Origin of the sequence: Haemophilus sp. CCUG 60358, assembly GCF_001679485.1 — a bacterium.
In the GTDB taxonomy this organism is placed as follows: Bacteria; Pseudomonadota; Gammaproteobacteria; order Enterobacterales; family Pasteurellaceae; genus Haemophilus_D.
Genome location: NZ_LZOZ01000014.1, coordinates 154872 through 173638 on the forward strand (window position 1 = coordinate 154872; position 18767 = coordinate 173638).

Sequence of the window (18767 nt, forward strand, 5' to 3'; positions counted from 1 at the left end):
AAGTTCATTGGAAACTCTCTTATTTAGATAACTAAATTGAATTACTTTTTAAAATACGGTAAACCAGAAATGATTGCAAGTTTTTTTTCTAAAAAATTTTAAAAATTAAAGTGCGGTCTGATTTTCATCTGTTTTTTCCGCTTCATCTGTTTGAGCAATATGCGGGAATCCCCCGAGATCTTTTAAATGATTCACCATATAGCAAAATAATTCTGCTGTGCGTTCGGTATCATATAGCGCAGAGTGTGCTTGTTTGCCATCAAAAGGAATTTTTGCCGCTTGGCACGCTTTGACGAGTACCGTTTGCCCAAACATAAAACCGGCAAGCGTTGCCGTATCAAACATCCCAAAAGGGTGGAATGGATTGCGTTTTACACCCGTACGTTCTGCCGCAGCCATGACAAAGCTTTGGTCAAAAGCCGCATTATGTGCCACGATGATAGAACGCTGACATTCCGCATCTTTTTGTCCACGACGCACCATTTGGAATAACCCTGTGATGGCATCTAATTCAGATACGGCACCACGCAATGGATTGTGAATATCAATCCCATTAAATTTGAGTGATTCCGGATTAATATTCGCGCCCTCAAATGGCTCAATATGAAAATGGCATTTTTGATCAGGTTGTAAATTGCCATTCTCATCCATTTTTAAGGTGATAGCAGCAAGCTCTAAAAGTGCATCTTTTTTGGCATCAAATCCCGCTGTTTCCACATCAATAATGACAGGGAAGTAGCCGCGAAAACGATTTTTTAATTGGTGGTGATAAGGAATTTCTTGAGAATTGGACATATTGTATCCTTTAAAATAAATAACGCAGGTAACCCTGCGTTATAAAAGAGCGAAAAAATCAACCGCACTTTTAATTAATTGCCTAGACCAGATTTTGAGCTTTTATTTTCGATAAATTCAATTTTATAGCCATCTGGATCTTCAACGAAAGCAATAACGGTTGTACCACCTTTAACAGGGCCTGGTTCGCGAGTCACTTTACCACCACTAGCACGAACTGCTTCACAAATAGCATAAATATCATCAACGCCGATAGCAATATGTCCATACGCAGTGCCCTGTTCATATTTATCTACGCCCCAGTTGTATGTTAATTCAATTTCTGCAGCGCTTTCGCCATCTTCGTAACCTAAAAATGCAAGCGTATATTTATATTCTGGGTTTTCACTCGTACGCAATAAACGCATACCTAAAACATCTTGATAAAATTTAATAGAGCGATCTAAATCACCTACTCGAAGCATTGTGTGTAAAATTTGCATGTTGTTCTCCCCCCATTATCTTTAGGTTAAAAATTCTACCATAAAATGCAATGTGGCGCGAATTAATCTTCGAAACTCGGGTAAATTACATTACATTTTTTAAGTTATTTATTTACCTTACTATTATGCTAAGATAATACTAATCTTTTTATAAAAAGGAAAAAATGAATGAATACAGCTGGCCTTTTTAATCTTTCTTGGCAACGTTATTTAAATTTACTGTTTTTATTATTAACCGTAGGGTTTTTAACGAGTGGAGTAGTCACGTTAATTGCAGCTAATTTAGATTATTTTTCTGATTTAGCCAAAATTTATGGCTTACAAACATTGCTTGTGGTGACAGTGGTATTAGGTATTTATTGCTTTATTCGAGAGAGTCGTCGACAAGCCAAAGAAAAACTAAAGTGGAAGACATATAGTATCTTTTTTGTTGTTTCAGTCTTGATTGGCGGTTTATTTGCCTTAGTCGGCCAAACCTATCAAACGGGGGCTGATGTATGGCAGTTATTTGCTGTTTGGACACTTTGCCAACTTCCATTTTTATTATTATTTCCGAATGTGGCCTCTGCATTATTATTTGCCGCCACCGCCAATGTTGCGTTTTATTTATTTAATGAACAAAACGCCTATAACTCAATGTGTTATGCCGTGCTGATTAATGCTGGATTGCTTGTGATATCGGAATTATTCAGTAAAGCTTTTCATGACCAACATTGGCGCATTTTACCCAAAGTATTTCTAGTACTGACTTTTGCCAGTTTATTCGGTTTAATAGTAATTTATGATGTGTACTTTTATGCTTATGCTTGGGGTGAGCTTGGTCGTTCACCACTCAGTTCTTTGCTAATTGCTATTCCTGCCTTAATCGCACTTTATGTATATCACAAATATCGCTTTGATTTTATTAATTTAATTATTTCAGTCATAGCCTTGCTTGGCGCTTATTGCTTTTTGGCATCTCTTTTGATTCGTGATGTATTGGCATCTCTTTTGATTCGTGGTGTAGAAGAGGGGGTGGTTTTAGGATTGATTGGCTTTATTTTCACTGTCATGGCAATCAAGTGGTTAGTGAAACGCTATCAACAAGAATATCCAAATAATAAGAAATCCCATTGGGCGATTTCAATACTATGGATGATAGCTTTATTGATAGCTTTCGTGACTATAGGTGTTTGGTTATTTTTATTTTTAGGTTTAGATGCGTCTAGTGCATTCATTGTTGGTATTCTTTTATTTGGTATAGCTTGGTTGATTACTTTAAATAAAGATAAAAATGAATACACTATAATTTTAGCAGGTTTATTTTTTCTAATCGCAAACAGTTTTTTAGGATTCTATTTGCTTGTTAAATTTGATGATTTTTTTTCTTTTATTAGGATATGAATTTAGCGAGGATTCAAATTTCGGTATTTTTATCTCCGCACTAATTTTTACCGTCATTATTATCGTTAGCTACAAATTGATGCCGAATTCTTTAGTGAGGATTCTACTGGTTACCCAGCTTCTCGTGTATTGGCAAATTTCCTATAATCTATATTTCCATAGTTACAGCTTGAATAACGCATGGTTTAACACATGGTTTAATAACACATGGTTTAATAAAATCCAGCTCCTGAGTTCGATTGTACTCTTTTATTGGGTCATGCGACCTCATCAATCAGCGCGAATTCATTTAAAGCCTATTGCCTGGGGAACAGTATTATTCTCTCTATGGATCTCTGTGCCGTCGTATATGACGATTCCTTGGGTAGATTATGGCCTTATTGATACAGATGTTTCAAGTGATGTCATGCCAGCAGACGCGATGAGTCTTGATAATGTGTTGCAAGTTTTAAGTGGACAATTTTGGTCACACTTCCAGTTTGATGTTAGCCATATCTTATATCTGCTTATCTGTGCATTACCATTAATTGTCTATGCACTAATGAATAAGCATAGTGAATCCAAACACACAGAAGCAGTGTTAATTTTATTAGTATTAACCTTGTTTGCATTAGGCTTTGTTGGGATACCCGTCATTTTATATTTAACAGCGTTATTATTGCTTGTTTATTGGACGGACAGCCGTGCGTTCTTCGGTCTTTTGGTATTTGCCTTTGTTGTTTATTTAGGTGGGTTCTATTACCAATTGAGCATCCCATTACTCTATAAAGGGGTATTGCTAGTAAGCTTTGCCGTTATTTTTGCGATTGTTACTTTATTCTTGCATGCACGTTATAAAGCGCCTTCACAAAGTGCGGTCGAAAACCATTCTGTTTTTAAAGCACCGATTTGGCTTGTTGGCGTCTTTGTGATTGCATTATTGGGGGCGGTGAACTATAAAGTGCAGCAATTTGAAGATGTGCTGGCTACCGGTAAGCCTATTGTTTTAAAAATCGCCCCTGTGGATCCTCGTTCATTGATGCAAGGCGATTATATGATATTGAATTACGCTATTTTATCTGAGTTTCAGCAAAGTCAGGTTTTACCTGAATCAAATGAATCCCTTGAAAGCAATGAATCTATTGATACTCTTGAATCTAATGAAACCACTGAAACCACAGGTATAGATGAATCAAGTCCTTCGGGAAACAAAGCTTATCTCCTTGTTCATCTTGATAAAAATCATGTTGCGACATTTTGTGAGGCGCAATCAGAAATACCAACAGATTTTAAACATTGCACACCAAATGTTTATTTGCCAATTCGTTATAATGGTAGTTGGCTTCCTAAATTACCAAGCCAAGATTATTTCTTTGCAGAAGGAAAAGGTGAATATTATGCACAAGCAGAATATGCAGAATATCGCTTTAAAGACGGTATTTTGTTGCTAGCTCGTTTATTAGATAAGGATTTAAAAGGGCTATAAAGCATTGGTGACAAATAAGGGCGTATTTGATACGCCCTTATTTTTTAGATGATTGATTGGGTTATGATTATTTTACCGCGATCATCGAGCCAAAATTAAAACATTGGAACCATAATTCGACGTGTGAAAATCCGATGTTTTTTAACCGCTCTTTGTGGATGTCAATCGAGTCAGTACGCATTACATTTTCAAGTGCGGTGCGTTTTTGGCTCACTTCAAGCTCACTGTAACCGTTAGCACGTTTGAATTGGTGGTGGAGGTCAATAAGCAACTCATTCACTTTTTCATCTTCAAAACGGAATTTTTCAGAGAGCACCAATACACCATTTGGGTTTAAACCTTGGTAGATTTTGGTGAGCAAGGCTACACGATCTTCTGGTGGTAAAAATTGCAATGTGAAGTTGAGCACTACCATTGAGGCGTTCTTAATTTCAATTTGACGAATATCATCGCAAAGAATTTCTACGGGTACATCACTATGATAAGCCGCAACGTGCTGACGGCAGCGTTCCACCATTGGCAAAGAATTATCGACACCGATAATTTTCACATTCGGTTGTTTAATATTACGTCGCATAGAAAGAGCTGCCGCACCGCGTGAACAGCCCAAATCATAGACTTGGCTGTCTGCAGTCACAAAACGCTCAGCCAACATACCAATCGCCGTGATAATGTTGGAGTAGCCCGGAATCGAGCGTTGAATCATATCGGGGAACACTTCCGCCACGCTTTCATCAAAAGTAAAATCGCCCAGTTTTTCGATCGGGGCTGCAAAAATTGTATCTTTCATCATGATTGAGTTCTGTTGTTGTATTGAGAGGGCATTTATTTAGATAAAATGCAAAAAACTGCGGTCATTTTAGTGAAAGTTTTTAAAGGATCAAATAAATTTCGCTTTTCAATTTAAAAGGCATGTCTTTTTCCGTATAATCAACGTGTTAATTATCCATTTTTAGAAAAATGAAAGGAATATAGAAATGATGCGTACACATTATTGCGGTGCATTAAACCGCAACCATATTGGACAAGAAGTAACATTAAGCGGTTGGGTTCACCGTCGTCGCGATTTAGGCGGTTTAATTTTTATTGATATGCGTGATCGTGATGGTGTCGTACAAGTTTGTTTTGACCCGAAATATCAAGAAGCGTTAACTGCTGCTTCAAGCTTACGTAATGAATTTTGTATTCAAATTAAAGGTGAAGTGATCGCGCGTCCTGATAATCAAGTTAATAAAAATATGGCGACAGGCGAAGTAGAAGTATTGGCGAAAGAATTACGTATCTACAACGCTTCTGACGTTTTACCATTAGACTTCAACCAAAATAACACCGAAGAACAACGTTTAAAATATCGCTATTTAGATTTACGTCGTCCAGAAATGGCACAACGTTTGAAAACCCGTGCAAAAATCACCAGCTTTGTGCGTCGTTTTATGGATGACAATGGTTTCCTTGATATTGAAACCCCAATGCTTACCAAAGCAACGCCAGAAGGTGCGCGTGACTATTTAGTGCCAAGTCGTGTGCATAAAGGCAAATTCTATGCATTACCTCAATCACCACAGCTTTTCAAACAGCTTTTAATGATGTCTGGTTTTGATCGTTATTATCAAATCGTGAAATGTTTCCGTGATGAAGATTTACGCGCAGATCGTCAGCCTGAATTTACTCAAATCGATGTGGAAACTTCTTTCTTAACTGCGCCAGAAGTACGTGAGATCATGGAACGCATGGTACACGGTTTATGGCAAAACATCATTGGTGTGGATTTAGGTAAATTCCCACAAATGACCTGGCAAGAAGCGATGACTCGTTTTGGCTCAGATAAACCAGATTTGCGTAACCCGCTTGAACTAGTCGATGTGGCAGACATCGTTAAAGATGTTGAATTTAAAGTATTTAATGAGCCTGCAAACAATCCAAACGGCCGTGTGGCAGTCATTCGTGTACCAAATGGTACAGAAATCACTCGTAAACAAATTGATGAATATACACAATTTGTAGGCATCTACGGTGCGAAAGGTTTGGCTTGGGCGAAAGTGAATGACATTAATGCAGGCCTTGAAGGCGTACAAAGCCCGATCGCGAAATTCTTAAATGAAGAGATATGGAAAGCATTAGCTGAACGTGTGAAAGCTCAAACTGGCGATATTTTATTCTTCGGTGCGGACAAATGGCAAACTACTACAGACGCAATGGGCGCGTTGCGTTTGAAATTAGGTCGTGATCTTGGCTTAACTCGTTTAGACGAATGGCAACCGCTTTGGGTAATTGATTTCCCAATGTTTGAACGTGACGATGAAGGTAATCTTGCTGCAATGCATCACCCATTCACCTCACCAAAAGATTTTAGCCCGGAACAATTAGAAGCGAATCCGACAAGTGCGGTCGCTAATGCTTACGATATGGTGATCAATGGTTATGAAGTTGGTGGCGGTTCCGTGCGTATTTTCGATCCGAAAATGCAACAAACCGTCTTCCGTATTCTTGGTATTAACGAACAAGAACAACGTGAAAAATTTGGTTTCTTATTAGATGCATTAAAATTCGGTACACCGCCACATGCAGGTTTAGCATTTGGTTTAGACCGTTTAACCATGCTTTTAACAGGCACTGAAAATATCCGTGATGTGATTGCATTCCCGAAAACAACAGCAGCAGCGTGTTTAATGACAGAGGCACCAAGTTTTGCGAATCCGCAGGCGTTAGCGGAGTTGAGTATTGCAGTGACTAAAGCTGAATAATAGAAAAGTTATTAGGGCGTATTTAATACGCCCTTTGTTTTGGTGATTTATGCAGAATTTTAGTCCTTTATTACAGTTCTATGCGAATCAAATTCCAGATACACATGGGCGTTATATTAAGGATATTTGGGAATTTAACCATCAAAAATTAGAATATACACATAATTTTATCCAATAGATTTTTCCTTTAGAGGTGATGTCGAGATACCATCCTTCACCGATTTTAACAAAGCAGGATAGATTGGATTTTGCTCATTCTGATTTATTAAAGCAACATCAACAGAAATCCTTGGATGTAATGCTTGATTTTTGGGGGATGGTGCGTGATGGATTAAATATTGTTGAAAAAGGTATTTTGACTAAGAAAGAATATACTTGGTTAAAACCTCATGACCATAATCAATTAAGGATGACTCGAACAATCCATAGCCTTGCACTGTGTGATCAGCCAGAGTTAGCGCTCTCACTACAACAAGCATTGTTAGTTATCGCAGATAAATATGGCAATGTGAATCCCAAAATATTTGACTATTGGCTGAATGCAACATTGGTACCTTCATTAGATAGATAACAAAGAATACATATTTGCAATAAAGTGCGGTCAAAAATTCAACTGATTTTGACCGCACTTTCTTTTTATTGAAAAAATTTTATTCACTTAAATACATCACTTTTTTGGTATGAATATGATGTAGTTTTATTTGTTTTGAAGTTATATCCTGAAATTTCAAAATAATTAGATTTTTACTCTTTTATTCTTCTTTAAATGGAACTTTATTTACTTTACTCAAGGATAAAATTCTATTATAAATAAGACCTTTTTCGATTTATGATTAATTTATAAGAGAACATTTTATGAGTGAAGTTTCAACTCCAGTAGAAAAATCAACGTGGGCGAGTAAATTCTCTGCCTTAGGCCCGGGCATCGTGATGGCATCAGCAGCTGTTGGTGGTTCGCATATTATTGCATCTACCCAAGCTGGTGCGATCTATGGTTGGGAATTAGTGAGTATTGTTATTCTTGCTAACTTATTTAAATATCCTTTCTTCCGTTTCGGTGTTCAATATACCCTAGATACCGGTAATACCTTGTTAGAAGGTTACCGTCAAAAAGGGAAATTCTATCTTTGGTTATTCCTTGCTTTAAACGTTTTTGCTACAGTGATTAATACCGCGGCAGTAGGATTATTAACAGCTGCAATTTTAACGTTTATTACACCAATTCCACTTCCAATGCCAGTATTAAGCTCATTAGTGATTCTTGTGACAACCGGCATTTTATTGTTAGGGAAATACCGTTTATTAGATAGTTTATCGAAAATCATCATGATTGCTTTAACGGTAACAACCGTGAGCGCTGTCGTGATTGCTTTTATGCGTAATGGTATCAATGGCGTAGCCACACCTGATTTTGTAGCACCTTCTCCATGGGAATTAAGTAAATTAGCGTTTTTAGTGGCCTTAATGGGCTGGATGCCTGCACCAATTGAAATTTCTGCTGTTAACTCTATGTGGGTGGTGGCAAAACGTCGTCTAACGAAAGTATCTTATGAAGATGGTTTATTTGACTTCAACGTGGGTTATATCGGTACAGCAATTTTAGCTGTCGTATTTTTAGCGCTTGGTGCATTGGTGCAATATGGTTCTCCTGAAACCGTAGAGATGGTGGGCGGAAAATATATCGCACAACTTATCAATATGTATGCAAGTACTATTGGTGAATGGTCTCGCTTATTAATTGCAGTCATTGCGTTCATGTGTATGTTTGGTACAACAATTACAGTAATTGATGGTTACTCTCGTACCAATGTTGAATCTTTGCGTATCTTATTCGGTAAACAAGAAAGCTCTGTGAGAATTCTTAATATCGGTATGATTTTTGCGGCGTTATCTGGTTTAGCGATTATTTTCTACTTTAATAATGCAGTAGGCCCAATGCTGAAATTCGCGATGATTGCTTCATTTGTTTCTGCACCAATCTTTGCTTGGTTGAATTTATCTCTGACTAAGCACGCGAAACACAGTGTAAAAGGCGGATTATTGTGGTTATCCCTTATCGGTTTATTCTACTTAACAGCCTTTGCAGGCTTGTTTATCGCCCAACAAGCTGGCTGGTTAAACTAAAATAATTGAGATAATTACCGCACTTTAGTTTTAAAGTGCGGTAATTTTTTTGAAAGTTTTTAGTAGAAAAGGTATGATGCTGCCCATTCTCAATTATGTAGATGACGAGCTTGAAATATAAAAATAATCAATCGGTTCTCGTGGTAATTTATGCGGAAAGCACGCATCGTGTTCTTATGCTTCAACGCCAAGATGATTCCACTTTTTGGCAATCCGTTACGGGGACATTGGAAACCAACGAAACACCAAGAGAAACAGCAATTCGAGAAGTTTGGGAAGAAGTTGGATTAAAAATAGAAGAAAATTCGACCGCACTTTTTGATTGTAAAGAGAGTATAGAATTTGAAATTTTCCCGCATTTCCGCTATAAATACGCACCGAATGTAACTCACTGTCATGAACATTGGTTTTTATTGGCAGTTGAGCAGGAATTTAAACCGATATTAAGTGAGCATTTGGCGTATCAATGGGTTTCACCAGAACATGCGATCCAAATGACGAAATCGCCGAATAATGCCGAGGCCATCAAAAAATATTTGATGAACGGCTTTCCTCTAAAAGAGGATTTAATTTAAAAACGTTTTTAAGATAAGAAGGAAAACAACATGGCAGGCCATAGTAAGTGGGCAAATATTAAACACCGTAAAGCAGCACAAGATGCGCAACGCGGTAAAATTTTTACAAAATTAATTCGTGAATTAGTGACTGCTGCAAAAATTGGTGGCGGTGATGTCAGTGCTAACCCGCGTCTACGTGCGGCAGTAGATAAAGCCTTATCGAGCAATATGACTCGCGACACCATTAACCGTGCGATTGAACGCGGTGTGGGTGGTGGTGATGACACCAATATGGAAACAAGAATTTACGAAGGTTATGGTCCGGGTGGAACTGCTGTGATGGTTGAGTGTCTAAGTGACAACGCAAACCGAACCATCTCACAGGTTCGCCCAAGTTTCACTAAATGTGGTGGTAACTTAGGGACTGAAGGTTCTGTAGGCTACTTATTCAGCAAAAAAGGCTTGATTTTAATTAGCCAAGGTGAAGAAGATGCGTTAATGGAGGCGGCAATTGAAGCCGGTGCAGATGATGTTCAACCACAAGATGATGGATCATTTGAAATCTATACTGCGTGGGAAGATTTAGGTTCTGTGCGCGATGCAATCGAAGCAGCAGGATTTAAAATTGATAATGCAGAAGTGACAATGATTCCATCAACAACGGTTGATCTTGATCTTGAAACTGCGCCTAAATTGTTGCGTTTAATTGACATGTTAGAAGACTGTGACGATGTACAAAACGTATATCATAACGGTGAAATTAGTGATGAAGTTGCAGCTCAGCTGTAATTTTAAGGAGATTTAGAATGAAATTAGCTAAAGTATTACCTGCAATGGCCGCTCTTGTTGTTTTATCTGCGTGTGCAAGCGATGCACCAAAAATGGAAAACAAAGCGGAACAAATGGCCACCCCTACTGTAACGGATAAAACGGTAGTTTATACTTGTAACAAGAAAACTGTAACTGCAGTTTATCAATTCGAAAACCAAGAGCCAACAGCAGCAATGGTGATGGTGGGTAACAAAGTTATCGCGAAAGATTTTGCTCGTGATGCAGATCAAAAAGACTTCACTTCATTTACTTCAGGCAAATATGTTTGGAACGTAGATAGTGGTTTAACTTTAGATAAATTTGATTCTGTTGTGCCAGTAAATCTTTTAATTAAAGGCAAAAAAGCAGACAAAATTGTTGTGAAAAACTGTGATGTAGATGCAAAAGCAACTGCAAAAGCAAACCAATAATTAACGCTAAAAACGGCCGGCATTGACCGGCCGTTTATTTTTGAGAATTTATGAGTATTATTTTAGGCATTGACCCAGGTTCTCGTGTAACGGGCTATGGTGTGATTAGGCAAAGTGGTCGCCATTTAGAATATCTCGGCAGTGGCGCAATCCGCACACAAGTAGAAGACCTGCCTACACGCTTAAAACGAATTTATGCTGGCGTGACAGAAATCATCACACAATTTCAGCCCGATATGTTTGCCATTGAACAAGTGTTTATGGCTAAAAATGCGGATTCAGCTTTAAAACTCGGGCAAGCACGTGGTACGGCGATTGTGGCAGCCGTGAACCATGATTTACCGGTATTTGAATATGCCGCTCGTTTGGTGAAACAGACTGTCGTTGGGATTGGTTCTGCAGATAAAGTTCAAGTTCAAGACATGGTGACACGAATTTTGAAGCTCTCAGATAAACCACAAGCTGATGCGGCAGATGCTTTAGCCATTGCGATCACTCATGCTCATACCATTCAACATTCCTTGCATATTGCAAGCTCGGTCAAAACCACAGAAACACACGAAAAAATGACCGCACTTTTAAAAACAAGGTACAGTCGAGGTCGATTTAGATTAAAAATTTAACTGGATTAATATCCAGTTTTATTTTATTCTATGCAAAATTTTTTTTACATGGAAATCTTATGATCGGTCGTTTAAAAGGCATCTTATTAGAAAAACAACCTCCTGAAATATTGCTTGATGTTCAAGGCGTCGGTTACGAATTATTATTACCAATGACCAGTTTTTATGACTTACCTGAAATCGGGCAAGAAACTACTTTATTTACCCATCTTGTTGTGCGTGAAGATGCTCATCTTCTTTTTGGATTCGCCCAAAAAACTGACCGCACTTTATTCCGTGAATTAATTAAAACCAATGGTGTTGGCCCTAAATTGGCACTTGCGATTTTATCTGCAATGTCAGTAGAGCAGTTTGCTTATGCTATTGAACGAGAAGAACTGTCAAAATTAGTTAAAATTCCTGGTGTGGGCAAGAAGACGGCTGAACGTTTATTAGTAGAGTTAAAAGGGAAGTTTAAAGATGTTCGCCAAAGTGATTTCTTTGTGGAGAGCAAGCATATTCCGTCAACTTCAGAATTACGTCAAGCGGAGAGCTCAGCTGATGAAGCGGTTGCTGCGCTGATTGCGTTAGGCTATAAACCAACCGATGCTGAAAAAATGGTGAAAAAAGTCGCTAAAGCTGACTTGAGCAGTGAGCAATTAATTCGCGAAGCTTTAAAAGCCGCATTATAAAGATTAAACAGATATGATCGAAGCAGATAGAATTATTAGCAGTCAGGCAAAGATGGATGAAGATGTCATCGATCGTGCGATTCGTCCAAAGCTTTTAGCGGACTATGTGGGACAGCCGCAAGTGCGAGAGCAAATGGATATTTTTATTAAGGCGGCAAAATTGCGTCAAGATGCCTTAGATCATCTTTTGATCTTCGGCCCTCCAGGTTTAGGAAAAACGACGCTAGCTAATATTGTGGCAAATGAAATGGGTGTGAATATTCGCACAACGTCAGGCCCTGTTCTTGAAAAAGCAGGGGATTTGGCAGCAATGCTGACAAATCTTGAACCCCATGATGTGTTGTTTATTGATGAAATTCACCGTCTTTCCCCTGCGATTGAAGAAGTGCTTTATCCAGCAATGGAAGATTATCAGCTGGATATTATGATCGGTGAAGGACCTGCTGCACGCTCAATTAAATTAGATTTGCCACCTTTCACATTAATTGGTGCAACAACTCGAGCGGGTTCTTTAACTTCACCACTACGTGATCGTTTCGGTATCGTTCAACGTTTAGAATTTTATTCCGTTGAAGATTTAACTTCTATTGTGACAAGAAGTGCCTCTTGCTTAAATCTCGAATTAGAAGATAAAGCCGCTTTTGAAGTGGCTCGTCGTTCACGTGGCACCCCTCGTATTGCAAACCGTTTATTGCGTCGCGTTCGAGATTTTGCTGATGTGCGTAATGATGGCATTATTTCAGCAGACATTGCGAAACAAGCGCTTTCAATGTTGGATGTAGATGATGCGGGCTTTGATTATTTAGATAGAAAATTGCTTACCGCTGTGATTGAACGTTTTGATGGTGGGCCAGTTGGGTTAGATAACTTGGCTGCAGCAATAGGTGAAGAACGAGACACTATCGAGGATGTTTTAGAACCTTACTTGATTCAACAAGGATTTTTACAGCGTACGCCTCGAGGCCGAATTGCGACCTCGTTAACTTATCGACACTTCGGACTTCAGAAGCCGTCAGAATAAGAGATAGAAAAAAGGACATATTGATATCAATATGTCCTTTCTTTTTGAAACCTGCTTAGTTAGTTCCTTCAGTATAGCTCTTCATGCTATTTAATCTTGCTAAACCCACATCACAGCTTTTTTGTTGAGTCGCTAATTCCATCTCGAGAATTTGCTGTTTGCTTTGATTAAGTTTACTTTTGATTTTACCTACTTGAGTATGAGTGCCAGGCTGTTTTTCTGCTTGAGCAATCAAATTTTCTGTTTCTTTAAATAACTGTGTACATTGTTGTGGAAGAGCAGCTTTGTTTTCTGTAAGAGGTGCTGCGGTAGCAGATAATGCCATAGAACCGAAAAGTGCGGTCAAAATTACGCAAATTTTTTTCATTGTAAATCCCTACAAATCTCTCCAAATATTATTAGGCTAAAAAATAGCAAAATCTTGCAGCCCTGTCTAGTGATTATTTTGTCCATTTTTTTTAAATAAAGTTTCCTTGTGATAGATAAATTTTTCCATTTTGAGCAAAAAATACAGAATTTGATGTGGATCAATTTTGTCATTGTTATGCAAAATAGGGTATTTTGTAACTTATATCAAAAAATGTGATCAAGATAACGGTTTTTTCTGTTTTTTATCCTCATAAATAGTAGTAGAATATGACAAATATTTTGAATATTTATATTGTAATCGGTTACTGTATTCTGTTTTGAGAATAGAAAAGGCAATTATTACGTAAATAATTCAATATTTCTTAACAATTTGTGTTGAGTAGTTTGGGGTGGTTATTTTGGGGTATCCTTGGTAATCACAAAGTGAAAATCTTGTAGATTTATACAAGGAGTTGAGATGTTAGACGTTGTTGATCTCTCACGCTTGCAGTTTGCGTTAACTGCGTTATATCACTTCATTTTTGTACCATTAACATTAGGTTTATCTTTCGTTCTTGTGATCATGGAAACCATTTATGTTAAAACGGGCAAAGAAGTATATAAAGATATGACAAAATTCTGGGGTAAGTTATTTGGTATTAACTTTGCTCTAGGGGTGACGACCGGTATTATCATGGAGTTCCAATTCGGGACAAACTGGTCGTATTATTCTCACTATGTAGGTGATATTTTCGGTGCGCCATTAGCTATCGAAGCATTACTTGCGTTCTTCTTAGAATCCACTTTCGTGGGTCTATTCTTCTTCGGTTGGGATCGTTTAACTAAAGGTAAACACTTACTCGCAACTTACTGTGTAGCCTTTGGTTCAAACCTTTCAGCAATGTGGATTTTAGTGGCAAACGGTTGGATGCAAAACCCAGTAGCGGCAGAATTTAACTTTGAAACCGTTCGTATGGAAATGACCAGCTTCTTAGATCTTTGGTTAAATCCAGTTGCGCAAAGTAAATTCTTACACACATTAACAGCCGGTTATACAACCGGTGCAATGTTTGTATTAGGTATCAGCGCATTCTATTTATTAAAAGGCCGCGATATCGGTTTTGCTAAACGTTCATTCTCTGTAGCGGCAACTTTTGGTTTTATCGCTGCATCAGCTGTATTAATTATGGGTGATGAATCAGGTTATGACATTGGTAAAGCACAACCTGTGAAATTGGCTGCAATGGAAGCTGAGTTTGATACTCATGCAGCACCTGCACCATTCCACCCAGTGGCGATTCCAAATACTGCAGAAATGAAAAATGATTTTGCGATTGAAATCCCATATTTAGGTGGTTTAATTGCAACGCGTTCTTTAGACACTGAAATCGTTGGTTTGAAAGAAATTCAAGCAAAAAATGAAGGTCGTGTTCGTAACGGTATGGTTGCTTATGATTTATTCACACAATTAAAAGCAGAGAAAAAATCAGCAGGCCAAGTAAATCCAGAAACTAAAGCAAAATTTGATGAAGTCAAAGGTGATTTAGGTTTCGGTTTATTATTAAAACGTTACACAGATAAAGTTGTTGATGCAACGGATGAACAAATTAAACAAGCGGCACGTGATACTATTCCAAACGTAGGTCCTAACTTCTGGGCATTCCGTGGTATGTTAGCGGCTGGTGGTTTAATTATCTTATTAGCTTTCGGCGCATTTGTTCAGAATTTACGTAACAAAGTGACTTCTTCTCGCTTATTACTTAAAGCATTGCTTTGGGGTATCCCATTGCCAATCTTAGCGATTGAATTTGGTTGGTTCTTAGCTGAATTTGGTCGTCAACCATGGGCGATTTATGAAGTATTACCGGTAGGTGTGTCTGCCTCTAACTTGAGTGTAGGTGACTTATGGTTCTCTATCGGTTTAATTTGTGTACTTTACTTCTTCTTCATTATTGCGGAAATGTATTTGATGTTTAAATATGCACGTTTAGGTCCAAGTGCATTGAAAACCGGCAAATACTATTTTGAGCAATCATCTAAATAAGCAGGAGATGGATTATGCTTGATTATGAAATTCTACGTATTATTTGGTGGGTGCTAGTTATTGTATTACTTATCGGTTTCGCTGTAACAGATGGATTCGATATGGGCGTGACCGCACTTTTACCAGTAGCAGGTAAGAAAGAAGTAGAAAAACGAATTATGATTAACTCTATTGCTCCACACTGGGATGGTAACCAAGTTTGGTTATTAACCGCTGGTGGTGCAATCTTTGCGGCATGGCCGATTGTTTACTCTGTGGCGTTTTCAGGCTTCTATATTGCCTTATTCCTCGTGTTAGCCGCGTTATTTTTCCGTCCAATTGGTTTTGAATATCGTGCGAAAATTGATAATCCAACATGGCGTGCTGTGTGGGATTGGGGCTTGTTTGCGGGTGGTTTTGTACCTGCATTAGTATTCGGTGTAGCATTTGGTAATTTATTACAAGGTGTACCATTCGAATTAAATGAGCTTTCACAAGCTACTTACACAGGTTCTTTCTTTGCATTATTAAATCCATTCGCATTACTTTGCGGTGTGTTAAGCCTTGCAATGCTAGTGACTCACGGTGCGAACTGGTTACAAATGAAAACCACTGCAGCATTGCGTGATCGTGCAAGAGCAATTACACAAATCGGTGCATTAGTGACATTAATTACTTTTGTACTTGCAGGTGTGTGGCTTTCTTTCAAAGATGGTTATGTTGTGACTAGCGCAGTGGATCACTTTGCTGCATCAGCCCCAGCTTCAGGTAAACAAGTGGCAGTTGAAGCAGGTGCATGGTTTAAAAACTTCAATGAAAATCCAGCTTTATGGGCATTCCCAGCATTAGCAGTAGTTGGTGCATTATTGAATGTGGTTGCATCTAAAGCAAATCGTTGTGGTTTCGCGTTCTTCTTCTCTGTATTAACCATGGCTGGTGTAATTATCACTGCGGCAGTATCAATGTTCCCATTTGTAATGCCTTCAAGTACTCATCCAGAACAAAGCTTGTTAATGTGGGATGCAACGTCAAGTGAATTAACATTAACCTTAATGTTCTACTTGGCACTAGTATTTGTTACCATCTCATTGCTTTACACCATTTGGTCATACTACAAAATGTTTGGTCGCTTGGATGAAAGCTTTGTTGAAGACAACAAAAACTCATTATACTAAGGAGAAACAATATGTTATATGCAATTTGGGTAGTGGGTGTGTTGGCTGCAGTTATGGTGAGTGCTAAATTAACCATTGGTAAAGAAAAGTCAGGTAAATTTGACGAGTAATGATGATTAATTCACTCTATCAATTAAGTAATAAGGGTTCCTTGCGAACCCTTTCGTTTATTTTATCGTTATTTTTAACTGCGGCTTTCTTTTTAAATTTAAGTCAATTTTCGACCGCACTTCGAACTGCTCATCCTGCTTGGATTCTCGCAATCTTTTGGGGATTGATTAATTTATGGATCCACGGCATTGGATTTGATATTCGTCGGGCAATATGGCAGCTTGTTTTCTTGCCATTTATTGGTTATTTCACCACAATAATCGCCATTGTTCAGCATTGGTTATTATAAGAATGATAGACAAATATTATTATTTGGATCTTGCACATCTTATGAACAGGTTCTAAAATAAGCGGCTTGTTATGGCTGATAATTTGAGCATTATTTTGAATAACCAATGTTTTACCTTTCCGGTTCGTATTTATTATGAGGACACGGATGCAGGCGGAGTAGTGTATCACGCACGTTACTTACATTTCTTTGAACGCGCGAGAACAGAATATTTAAGAACGCTTAATTTTTCCCAACAATCATTATTGCAGGAACAACAAGTTGCTTTTGTGGTCAAAACCATGTCTATTGACTATTGTATTCCGGCAAAATTGGATGATTATCTTATTGTCGAAACTGAAATAATGGCAGTGAAAGGGGCGACAATCCTCTTTGAACAGCGGTTAGTTCGTGAGACGATGGTGTTATCAAAGGCTACTGTTAAGGTAGCCTGTGTTGATCTAGGCAAAATGAAACCTGTCGCAATTCCTGAAGAATTAAAAGCGGCATTTTTAAAGTAAATAACTTTTCGGAGTATGCAATGACTGCAGAATTGAACTTTTTAGATCTTTTTCTAAAAGCGAGTATCGTTGTTCAACTTGTAATTGTGATCTTAATTTCGTTCTCAATTATTTCTTGGGCAATCATCATTCAACGTAGCCGTATTTTGACGAGCGCGTTAAAAGAAGCGAACACTTTTGAAGATCGTTTCTGGTCTGGTGAAGATTTAAATAAACTTTATGATGGTTTATCTAATCGTCGTGAAGTATTAACAGGTAGCGAACAAATTTTCTTTGTCGGCTTTAAAGAATTCTCTCGCTTAAAACAAGTGAATGTGAATGCACCAGAAGCAATCATCAAAGGTACGACTCGTGCGATGAACCTTGCGATGAATCGTGAAGTAGAAGCACTTGAAAGTCGAGTACCTTTCTTAGCAACAGTGGCTTCTGTAAGTCCATATATTGGTTTATTTGGTACCGTTTGGGGGATCATGCACGCATTTATGGCATTAAGTGGTGCGAAACAAGCAACATTACAAATGGTTGCTCCAGGTATCGCAGAAGCCTTGATCGCAACCGCAATCGGTTTGTTTGCGGCGATTCCAGCTGTAATGGCGTATAACCGTTTAAGCTTACGTGTAAATGCGATTGAACAAAATTATGGTAACTTCATTGATGAATTCACCACAATTTTACATCGTCAAGCTTTTGGTAAAGCGCCCCATTAAAAATAAATGAAAAATTGACCGCACTTAATAAATAAAACGAAAAGTGCGGTGGATTTTAGCGAAGTTTTAGAGGAAATTATGGCTCGTCGTCAGCGTAAAGACATTAAATCTGAAATTAACATCGTGCCATTTCTCGATGTTCTTTTAGTTTTAGTGTTAATTTTTATGGCAACCGCGCCGATTATCAGTCAGAGCGTTCAAGTGGAACTCCCTGATTCGGTGCAAAGTCAAAATGTATCAAATGAAGATAAAACACCGGTTATTTTAGAAGTAGCAGGTATTGGGCAGTATTCGATTTCGATTGGTGGTCAACGCCAAGAAGGCCTTAACGAAGAAATGGTAACCCAATTATCAAAACAAGAATTTGATAAAGACAATAACACAATGTTCTTAGTGGGCGGAGCAAAAGATGTACCTTATGAAGAAGTGATTAAAGCACTGAATTTACTACATCTTGCCGGCATTAAGTCTGTGGGTTTAATGACCAACCCAATTTAAGAATAAGTAG

Annotated in this window: 22 protein-coding genes; 18 read left to right on the plus strand and 4 right to left on the minus strand. The window is 38.1% G+C overall.

Features of this window, described 5'->3' with window-relative positions; translation table 11 throughout:
* Positions 1-105 precede the first annotated feature (105 nt).
* Both rnt and gloA read right to left on the minus strand, forming a co-directional pair.
* Positions 106-795 (minus strand): ribonuclease T, encoded by a 690-nt coding sequence (rnt, locus tag A9500_RS05695; RefSeq protein WP_049384305.1) that lies wholly within the window; start codon positions 793-795, stop codon positions 106-108.
* A 74-nt stretch (positions 796-869) separates the two neighbouring features.
* Entirely contained in the window at positions 870-1277 is a 408-nt protein-coding gene (gene gloA / locus A9500_RS05700; protein WP_049356445.1) for a lactoylglutathione lyase, read from the minus strand.
* 168 nt (positions 1278-1445) lie between these two features.
* Here gloA and A9500_RS10880 point away from each other — a divergent pair, with 168 nt between their 5' ends.
* Together A9500_RS10880 and A9500_RS10885 are read left to right on the plus strand one after the other, a co-directional pair.
* Positions 1446-2660, plus strand: a complete 1215-nt coding sequence (locus A9500_RS10880; RefSeq protein ID WP_257005675.1) for a DUF2157 domain-containing protein — start codon at positions 1446-1448, stop codon at positions 2658-2660.
* A complete protein-coding gene (locus tag A9500_RS10885; protein ID WP_257005676.1) occupies positions 2632-4125 on the plus strand; it encodes a GDYXXLXY domain-containing protein in 1494 nt (497 codons plus the stop codon). Before A9500_RS10880 ends, A9500_RS10885 begins: the two co-directional genes overlap by 29 nt.
* Positions 4126-4192: 67 nt before the next feature.
* Here the strand turns inward: A9500_RS10885 and cmoA are convergent, their stop codons facing one another.
* Positions 4193-4918, minus strand: a complete 726-nt coding sequence (cmoA, locus tag A9500_RS05710) for a carboxy-S-adenosyl-L-methionine synthase CmoA (protein WP_065244217.1) — start codon at positions 4916-4918, stop codon at positions 4193-4195.
* A gap of 184 nt (positions 4919-5102) precedes the next feature.
* Between cmoA and aspS the strand changes: the two genes are divergently transcribed.
* From aspS to ruvB, 10 genes are all read left to right on the plus strand, one after another.
* The gene (aspS, locus tag A9500_RS05715; RefSeq protein WP_065244218.1) at positions 5103-6869 is read left to right on the plus strand and encodes an aspartate--tRNA ligase; all 1767 of its coding nucleotides are present in this window, start codon (positions 5103-5105) and stop codon (positions 6867-6869) included.
* Between the two features lie 49 nt (positions 6870-6918).
* Positions 6919-7047: a hypothetical protein gene (locus A9500_RS10890; RefSeq protein ID WP_257005677.1), complete on the plus strand. Its 129-nt coding sequence runs from the start codon at positions 6919-6921 to the stop codon at positions 7045-7047.
* A gap of 15 nt (positions 7048-7062) precedes the next feature.
* On the plus strand, positions 7063-7440 hold the full coding sequence (locus A9500_RS05720; protein ID WP_257005678.1) for an opioid growth factor receptor-related protein: 378 nt from the start codon (positions 7063-7065) through the stop codon (positions 7438-7440).
* A gap of 284 nt (positions 7441-7724) precedes the next feature.
* Positions 7725-8993 carry an NRAMP family divalent metal transporter gene (locus A9500_RS05725; protein ID WP_014064903.1) on the plus strand — a complete coding sequence of 423 codons (1269 nt, stop codon included), beginning with the start codon at positions 7725-7727 and terminating at the stop codon, positions 8991-8993.
* Between the two features lie 101 nt (positions 8994-9094).
* Positions 9095-9568, plus strand: coding sequence for a dihydroneopterin triphosphate diphosphatase (gene nudB / locus A9500_RS05730; protein WP_065244219.1), 474 nt, complete (start codon positions 9095-9097; stop codon positions 9566-9568).
* A 30-nt stretch (positions 9569-9598) separates the two neighbouring features.
* Complete coding sequence (locus tag A9500_RS05735) at positions 9599-10339, plus strand: YebC/PmpR family DNA-binding transcriptional regulator (protein WP_005697071.1); 741 nt, start codon at positions 9599-9601, stop codon at positions 10337-10339.
* A gap of 17 nt (positions 10340-10356) precedes the next feature.
* Entirely contained in the window at positions 10357-10791 is a 435-nt protein-coding gene (locus tag A9500_RS05740; protein ID WP_065244220.1) for a hypothetical protein, read from the plus strand.
* A gap of 50 nt (positions 10792-10841) precedes the next feature.
* Positions 10842-11414: a crossover junction endodeoxyribonuclease RuvC gene (ruvC, locus tag A9500_RS05745; RefSeq protein WP_065244221.1), complete on the plus strand. Its 573-nt coding sequence runs from the start codon at positions 10842-10844 to the stop codon at positions 11412-11414.
* A gap of 59 nt (positions 11415-11473) precedes the next feature.
* Positions 11474-12085: a Holliday junction branch migration protein RuvA gene (gene ruvA, locus A9500_RS05750; protein WP_049368011.1), complete on the plus strand. Its 612-nt coding sequence runs from the start codon at positions 11474-11476 to the stop codon at positions 12083-12085.
* A gap of 13 nt (positions 12086-12098) precedes the next feature.
* On the plus strand, positions 12099-13106 hold the full coding sequence (gene ruvB, locus A9500_RS05755; RefSeq protein ID WP_041918230.1) for a Holliday junction branch migration DNA helicase RuvB: 1008 nt from the start codon (positions 12099-12101) through the stop codon (positions 13104-13106).
* 55 nt (positions 13107-13161) lie between these two features.
* On the opposite strand, the gene A9500_RS05760 is transcribed toward ruvB, so the two are convergent.
* A complete protein-coding gene (locus tag A9500_RS05760) occupies positions 13162-13473 on the minus strand; it encodes a DUF5339 domain-containing protein (protein ID WP_049368010.1) in 312 nt (103 codons plus the stop codon).
* Between the two features lie 459 nt (positions 13474-13932).
* Between A9500_RS05760 and A9500_RS05765 the strand changes: the two genes are divergently transcribed.
* From A9500_RS05765 to tolR, 6 genes are all read left to right on the plus strand, one after another.
* Complete coding sequence (locus A9500_RS05765; protein ID WP_065244222.1) at positions 13933-15498, plus strand: cytochrome ubiquinol oxidase subunit I; 1566 nt, start codon at positions 13933-13935, stop codon at positions 15496-15498.
* A gap of 14 nt (positions 15499-15512) precedes the next feature.
* Complete coding sequence (gene cydB, locus A9500_RS05770; protein ID WP_065244223.1) at positions 15513-16652, plus strand: cytochrome d ubiquinol oxidase subunit II; 1140 nt, start codon at positions 15513-15515, stop codon at positions 16650-16652.
* A 112-nt stretch (positions 16653-16764) separates the two neighbouring features.
* The gene (ybgE, locus tag A9500_RS05775) at positions 16765-17052 is read left to right on the plus strand and encodes a cyd operon protein YbgE (protein WP_065244224.1); all 288 of its coding nucleotides are present in this window, start codon (positions 16765-16767) and stop codon (positions 17050-17052) included.
* 71 nt (positions 17053-17123) lie between these two features.
* Positions 17124-17552 carry a tol-pal system-associated acyl-CoA thioesterase gene (gene ybgC / locus A9500_RS05780; RefSeq protein ID WP_179854559.1) on the plus strand — a complete coding sequence of 143 codons (429 nt, stop codon included), beginning with the start codon at positions 17124-17126 and terminating at the stop codon, positions 17550-17552.
* A gap of 20 nt (positions 17553-17572) precedes the next feature.
* Positions 17573-18259, plus strand: a complete 687-nt coding sequence (gene tolQ, locus A9500_RS05785; RefSeq protein WP_065244225.1) for a protein TolQ — start codon at positions 17573-17575, stop codon at positions 18257-18259.
* Between the two features lie 78 nt (positions 18260-18337).
* Positions 18338-18757 carry a colicin uptake protein TolR gene (gene tolR / locus A9500_RS05790; protein WP_014064913.1) on the plus strand — a complete coding sequence of 140 codons (420 nt, stop codon included), beginning with the start codon at positions 18338-18340 and terminating at the stop codon, positions 18755-18757.
* Positions 18758-18767: the final 10 nt, after the last annotated feature.

What these genes read in the sequence shown, in the direction of transcription:
- rnt (WP_049384305.1), bottom strand. Translation starts at nt 795, where the DNA reads ATGTCCAATTCTCAAGAAATTCCTTATCACCACCAATTAAAAAATCGT.
- gloA (WP_049356445.1), bottom strand. Translation starts at nt 1,277, where the DNA reads ATGCAAATTTTACACACAATGCTTCGAGTAGGTGATTTAGATCGCTCT.
- A9500_RS10880 (WP_257005675.1), top strand. Translation starts at nt 1,446, where the DNA reads ATGAATACAGCTGGCCTTTTTAATCTTTCTTGGCAACGTTATTTAAAT.
- A9500_RS10885 (WP_257005676.1), top strand. Translation starts at nt 2,632, where the DNA reads ATGATTTTTTTTCTTTTATTAGGATATGAATTTAGCGAGGATTCAAAT.
- cmoA (WP_065244217.1), bottom strand. Translation starts at nt 4,918, where the DNA reads ATGATGAAAGATACAATTTTTGCAGCCCCGATCGAAAAACTGGGCGAT.
- aspS (WP_065244218.1), top strand. Translation starts at nt 5,103, where the DNA reads ATGATGCGTACACATTATTGCGGTGCATTAAACCGCAACCATATTGGA.
- A9500_RS10890 (WP_257005677.1), top strand. Translation starts at nt 6,919, where the DNA reads ATGCAGAATTTTAGTCCTTTATTACAGTTCTATGCGAATCAAATTCCA.
- A9500_RS05725 (WP_014064903.1), top strand. Translation starts at nt 7,725, where the DNA reads ATGAGTGAAGTTTCAACTCCAGTAGAAAAATCAACGTGGGCGAGTAAA.
- nudB (WP_065244219.1), top strand. Translation starts at nt 9,095, where the DNA reads ATGACGAGCTTGAAATATAAAAATAATCAATCGGTTCTCGTGGTAATT.
- A9500_RS05735 (WP_005697071.1), top strand. Translation starts at nt 9,599, where the DNA reads ATGGCAGGCCATAGTAAGTGGGCAAATATTAAACACCGTAAAGCAGCA.
- A9500_RS05740 (WP_065244220.1), top strand. Translation starts at nt 10,357, where the DNA reads ATGAAATTAGCTAAAGTATTACCTGCAATGGCCGCTCTTGTTGTTTTA.
- ruvC (WP_065244221.1), top strand. Translation starts at nt 10,842, where the DNA reads ATGAGTATTATTTTAGGCATTGACCCAGGTTCTCGTGTAACGGGCTAT.
- ruvA (WP_049368011.1), top strand. Translation starts at nt 11,474, where the DNA reads ATGATCGGTCGTTTAAAAGGCATCTTATTAGAAAAACAACCTCCTGAA.
- ruvB (WP_041918230.1), top strand. Translation starts at nt 12,099, where the DNA reads ATGATCGAAGCAGATAGAATTATTAGCAGTCAGGCAAAGATGGATGAA.
- A9500_RS05760 (WP_049368010.1), bottom strand. Translation starts at nt 13,473, where the DNA reads ATGAAAAAAATTTGCGTAATTTTGACCGCACTTTTCGGTTCTATGGCA.
- A9500_RS05765 (WP_065244222.1), top strand. Translation starts at nt 13,933, where the DNA reads ATGTTAGACGTTGTTGATCTCTCACGCTTGCAGTTTGCGTTAACTGCG.
- cydB (WP_065244223.1), top strand. Translation starts at nt 15,513, where the DNA reads ATGCTTGATTATGAAATTCTACGTATTATTTGGTGGGTGCTAGTTATT.
- ybgE (WP_065244224.1), top strand. Translation starts at nt 16,765, where the DNA reads ATGATTAATTCACTCTATCAATTAAGTAATAAGGGTTCCTTGCGAACC.
- ybgC (WP_179854559.1), top strand. Translation starts at nt 17,124, where the DNA reads ATGGCTGATAATTTGAGCATTATTTTGAATAACCAATGTTTTACCTTT.
- tolQ (WP_065244225.1), top strand. Translation starts at nt 17,573, where the DNA reads ATGACTGCAGAATTGAACTTTTTAGATCTTTTTCTAAAAGCGAGTATC.
- tolR (WP_014064913.1), top strand. Translation starts at nt 18,338, where the DNA reads ATGGCTCGTCGTCAGCGTAAAGACATTAAATCTGAAATTAACATCGTG.